Annotated in this window: 1 tRNA gene and 3 rRNA genes; all 4 read left to right on the top strand. The window is 52.3% G+C overall.

From position 1 onward, the window contains the following. The first annotated feature begins 209 nt into the window (after window positions 1–209). Window positions 210–1,751 (top strand): 16S ribosomal RNA (locus tag ACUTQY_RS24640). Between the two features lie 88 nt (window positions 1,752–1,839). Next, window positions 1,840–1,915, top strand: a tRNA-Glu gene (locus tag ACUTQY_RS24635). Between the two features lie 239 nt (window positions 1,916–2,154). Further along, window positions 2,155–5,062 (top strand): 23S ribosomal RNA (locus ACUTQY_RS24630). 99 nt (window positions 5,063–5,161) lie between these two features. After that, window positions 5,162–5,225 (top strand): 5S ribosomal RNA (gene rrf / locus ACUTQY_RS24625); the annotation flags it as partial.

Below are 5,225 nucleotides of genomic sequence, written 5' to 3'. Positions count from 1 at the left end.
ATATACGCCACCTCGAGTTAGCAAGCGAAAGCGCCTAACTCACTGCTCTTTAACAATTTATCAGACAATCTGTGTGGGCACTCCACAAGACGATATCCAGCATCTTCGGATGCAAAAAAATATCAAGTCTTGAAGAGTGACTAACTGAAGTAAAATTCATGCAGTAAATCTTTGAGCATCGCTTCTCGAGTGGAAGCAAATCAAGCTTTTAATTGAAGAGTTTGATCATGGCTCAGATTGAACGCTGGCGGCAGGCTTAACACATGCAAGTCGAGCGGTAGCACAGGGGAGCTTGCTCCCCGGGTGACGAGCGGCGGACGGGTGAGTAATGTCTGGGAAACTGCCTGATGGAGGGGGATAACTACTGGAAACGGTAGCTAATACCGCATAACGTCGCAAGACCAAAGAGGGGGACCTTCGGGCCTCTTGCCATCAGATGTGCCCAGATGGGATTAGCTAGTAGGTGGGGTAATGGCTCACCTAGGCGACGATCCCTAGCTGGTCTGAGAGGATGACCAGCCACACTGGAACTGAGACACGGTCCAGACTCCTACGGGAGGCAGCAGTGGGGAATATTGCACAATGGGCGCAAGCCTGATGCAGCCATGCCGCGTGTGTGAAGAAGGCCTTCGGGTTGTAAAGCACTTTCAGCGAGGAGGAAGGTGGTGAGCTTAATACGCTCATCAATTGACGTTACTCGCAGAAGAAGCACCGGCTAACTCCGTGCCAGCAGCCGCGGTAATACGGAGGGTGCAAGCGTTAATCGGAATTACTGGGCGTAAAGCGCACGCAGGCGGTTTGTTAAGTCAGATGTGAAATCCCCGGGCTCAACCTGGGAACTGCATTTGAAACTGGCAAGCTAGAGTCTCGTAGAGGGGGGTAGAATTCCAGGTGTAGCGGTGAAATGCGTAGAGATCTGGAGGAATACCGGTGGCGAAGGCGGCCCCCTGGACGAAGACTGACGCTCAGGTGCGAAAGCGTGGGGAGCAAACAGGATTAGATACCCTGGTAGTCCACGCTGTAAACGATGTCGATTTGGAGGTTGTGCCCTTGAGGCGTGGCTTCCGGAGCTAACGCGTTAAATCGACCGCCTGGGGAGTACGGCCGCAAGGTTAAAACTCAAATGAATTGACGGGGGCCCGCACAAGCGGTGGAGCATGTGGTTTAATTCGATGCAACGCGAAGAACCTTACCTACTCTTGACATCCAGAGAACTTAGCAGAGATGCTTTGGTGCCTTCGGGAACTCTGAGACAGGTGCTGCATGGCTGTCGTCAGCTCGTGTTGTGAAATGTTGGGTTAAGTCCCGCAACGAGCGCAACCCTTATCCTTTGTTGCCAGCGGTTCGGCCGGGAACTCAAAGGAGACTGCCAGTGATAAACTGGAGGAAGGTGGGGATGACGTCAAGTCATCATGGCCCTTACGAGTAGGGCTACACACGTGCTACAATGGCGTATACAAAGAGAAGCGACCTCGCGAGAGCAAGCGGACCTCATAAAGTACGTCGTAGTCCGGATTGGAGTCTGCAACTCGACTCCATGAAGTCGGAATCGCTAGTAATCGTAGATCAGAATGCTACGGTGAATACGTTCCCGGGCCTTGTACACACCGCCCGTCACACCATGGGAGTGGGTTGCAAAAGAAGTAGGTAGCTTAACCTTCGGGAGGGCGCTTACCACTTTGTGATTCATGACTGGGGTGAAGTCGTAACAAGGTAACCGTAGGGGAACCTGCGGTTGGATCACCTCCTTACCTAAAGATATTAGTTCGAGTGGCGTGCTCACACAGATTGTCTGATGAAAAAGTAACGAGCAAAAGCGTCATAAAAGTACGGTGTCGTGTCCCCTTCGTCTAGAGGCCTAGGACACCGCCCTTTCACGGCGGTAACAGGGGTTCGAATCCCCTAGGGGACGCCAAGCTTCCGACCCACCCGGTGAAAGCGGCGGTCTCAAGTATCTGACGATACACCATATCTTAAAGATGACTTCCGAGTCATGTTTAAGATATTGCTCTTTAACAATCTGGAACAAGCTGAAAATTGAAACATGACGGCTGAAATTTATCCCTCCGTAGAAGTACTGGGATAAAGAGTAACCTGTCATAGAGTCTCTCAAATGTTTGCAGCGCGAACGATGGAAACATCTTCGGGTTGTGAGGTTAAGTGACTAAGCGTACACGGTGGATGCCTAGGCAGTCAGAGGCGATGAAGGGCGTGCTAATCTGCGAAAAGCGTCGGTAAGGTGATATGAACCGTTATAACCGGCGATACCCGAATGGGGAAACCCAGTGTGTTTCGACACACTATCATGTCATGAATACATAGTGGCATGAGGCGAACCGGGGGAACTGAAACATCTAAGTACCCCGAGGAAAAGAAATCAACCGAGATTCCCCCAGTAGCGGCGAGCGAACGGGGAGGAGCCCAGAACCTGAATCGGCTTGTGTGTTAGTGGAAGCGTCTGGAAAGTCGCGCAGTAAAGGGTGATAGCCCCGTACACTAAAATGCACAGGTCGTGAGTTCGATGAGTAGGGCGGGACACGTGACATCCTGTCTGAATATGGGGGGACCATCCTCCAAGGCTAAATACTCCTGACTGACCGATAGTGAACCAGTACCGTGAGGGAAAGGCGAAAAGAACCCCGGCGAGGGGAGTGAAATAGAACCTGAAACCGTGTACGTACAAGCAGTGGGAGCACCTTCGTGGTGTGACTGCGTACCTTTTGTATAATGGGTCAGCGACTTATATTTTGTAGCAAGGTTAACCGTATAGGGGAGCCGTAGGGAAACCGAGTCTTAACTGGGCGATTAGTTGCAAGGTATAGACCCGAAACCCGGTGATCTAGCCATGGGCAGGTTGAAGGTTGGGTAACACTAACTGGAGGACCGAACCGACTAATGTTGAAAAATTAGCGGATGACTTGTGGCTGGGGGTGAAAGGCCAATCAAACCGGGAGATAGCTGGTTCTCCCCGAAAGCTATTTAGGTAGCGCCTCGTGAACTCATCTTCGGGGGTAGAGCACTGTTTCGGCTAGGGGGCCATCCCGGCTTACCAAACCGATGCAAACTCCGAATACCGAAGAATGTTATCACGGGAGACACACGGCGGGTGCTAACGTCCGTCGTGAAGAGGGAAACAACCCAGACCGCCAGCTAAGGTCCCAAAGTCATGGTTAAGTGGGAAACGATGTGGGAAGGCATAGACAGCCAGGATGTTGGCTTAGAAGCAGCCATCATTTAAAGAAAGCGTAATAGCTCACTGGTCGAGTCGGCCTGCGCGGAAGATGTAACGGGGCTAAACCATGCACCGAAGCTGCGGCAGCGACGCTTAGGCGTTGTTGGGTAGGGGAGCGTTCTGTAAGCCGTTGAAGGTGGCCTGTGAGGGTTGCTGGAGGTATCAGAAGTGCGAATGCTGACATAAGTAACGATAAAGCGGGTGAAAAGCCCGCTCGCCGGAAGACCAAGGGTTCCTGTCCAACGTTAATCGGGGCAGGGTGAGTCGACCCCTAAGGCGAGGCTGAAAAGCGTAGTCGATGGGAAACAGGTTAATATTCCTGTACTTGGTGTTACTGCGAAGGGGGGACGGAGAAGGCTAGGCTGGCCGGGCGACGGTTGTCCCGGTTTAAGCGTGTAGGGGGTGTGACCTGGTAAATCCGGTTGCATACTAACCCTGAGGCGTTATGACGATGCACTACGGTGCAGAAGTAGTTGATGCCCTGCTTCCAGGAAAATCCTCTAAGCTCCAGGTAACATTAAATCGTACCCCAAACCGACACAGGTGGTCAGGTAGAGAATACCAAGGCGCTTGAGAGAACTCGGGTGAAGGAACTAGGCAAAATGGTGCCGTAACTTCGGGAGAAGGCACGCTGGCATGTAGGTGAAGTCCCTCGCGGATGGAGCTGAAGCCAGTCGAAGATACCAGCTGGCTGCAACTGTTTAATAAAAACACAGCACTGTGCAAACACGAAAGTGGACGTATACGGTGTGACGCCTGCCCGGTGCTGGAAGGTTAATTGATGGGGTCAGCCGCAAGGCGAAGCTCTTGATCGAAGCCCCAGTAAACGGCGGCCGTAACTATAACGGTCCTAAGGTAGCGAAATTCCTTGTCGGGTAAGTTCCGACCTGCACGAATGGCGTAATGATGGCCAGGCTGTCTCCACCCGAGACTCAGTGAAATTGAACTCGCTGTGAAGATGCAGTGTACCCGCGGCAAGACGGAAAGACCCCGTGAACCTTTACTATAGCTTGACACTGAACATTGAGCCTTGATGTGTAGGATAGGTGGGAGGCTTTGAAGCGTGGACGCCAGTCTGCGTGGAGCCATCCTTGAAATACCACCCTTTAATGTTTGATGTTCTAACTCGGCCCCGTGATCCGGGGTGAGGACAGTGTCTGGTGGGTAGTTTGACTGGGGCGGTCTCCTCCCAAAGAGTAACGGAGGAGCACGAAGGTTAGCTAATCACGGTCGGACATCGTGAGGTTAGTGCAAAGGCATAAGCTAGCTTGACTGCGAGAGTGACGGCTCGAGCAGGTACGAAAGTAGGTCTTAGTGATCCGGTGGTTCTGAATGGAAGGGCCATCGCTCAACGGATAAAAGGTACTCCGGGGATAACAGGCTGATACCGCCCAAGAGTTCATATCGACGGCGGTGTTTGGCACCTCGATGTCGGCTCATCACATCCTGGGGCTGAAGTAGGTCCCAAGGGTATGGCTGTTCGCCATTTAAAGTGGTACGCGAGCTGGGTTTAGAACGTCGTGAGACAGTTCGGTCCCTATCTGCCGTGGGCGTTGGAAGATTGAGAGGGGTTGCTCCTAGTACGAGAGGACCGGAGTGAACGCACCACTGGTGTTCGGGTTGTCATGCCAATGGCATTGCCCGGTAGCTAAGTGCGGAAAAGATAAGCGCTGAAAGCATCTAAGCGCGAAACTTGCCTCAAGATGAGTCTTCCCTGGGCCTTCAAGGCCCCTGAAGGAACGTTTAAGACTAAGACGTTGATAGGCTGGGTGTGTAAGTGCAGCGATGCATTGAGCTAACCAGTACTAATGATCCGTGAGGCTTAACCTTACAACACCGAAGGTGTTTTTAGAGAGATTTTCAGCGACGTTCCAAGATTGGTTCTGATGGCTTCATGGAAGTGAAGCGGTTGGAATGAAACAGAATTTGCCTGGCGGCAATAGCGCGGTGGTCCCACCTGACCCCATGCCGAACTCAGAAGTGAAACGCCGTA

The organism is Serratia sp. TSA_130.1 (genome assembly GCF_052691795.1).
Note: the sequence above shows the minus strand (reverse complement) of the source record. Positions and strands in the feature narration are given on the sequence as shown.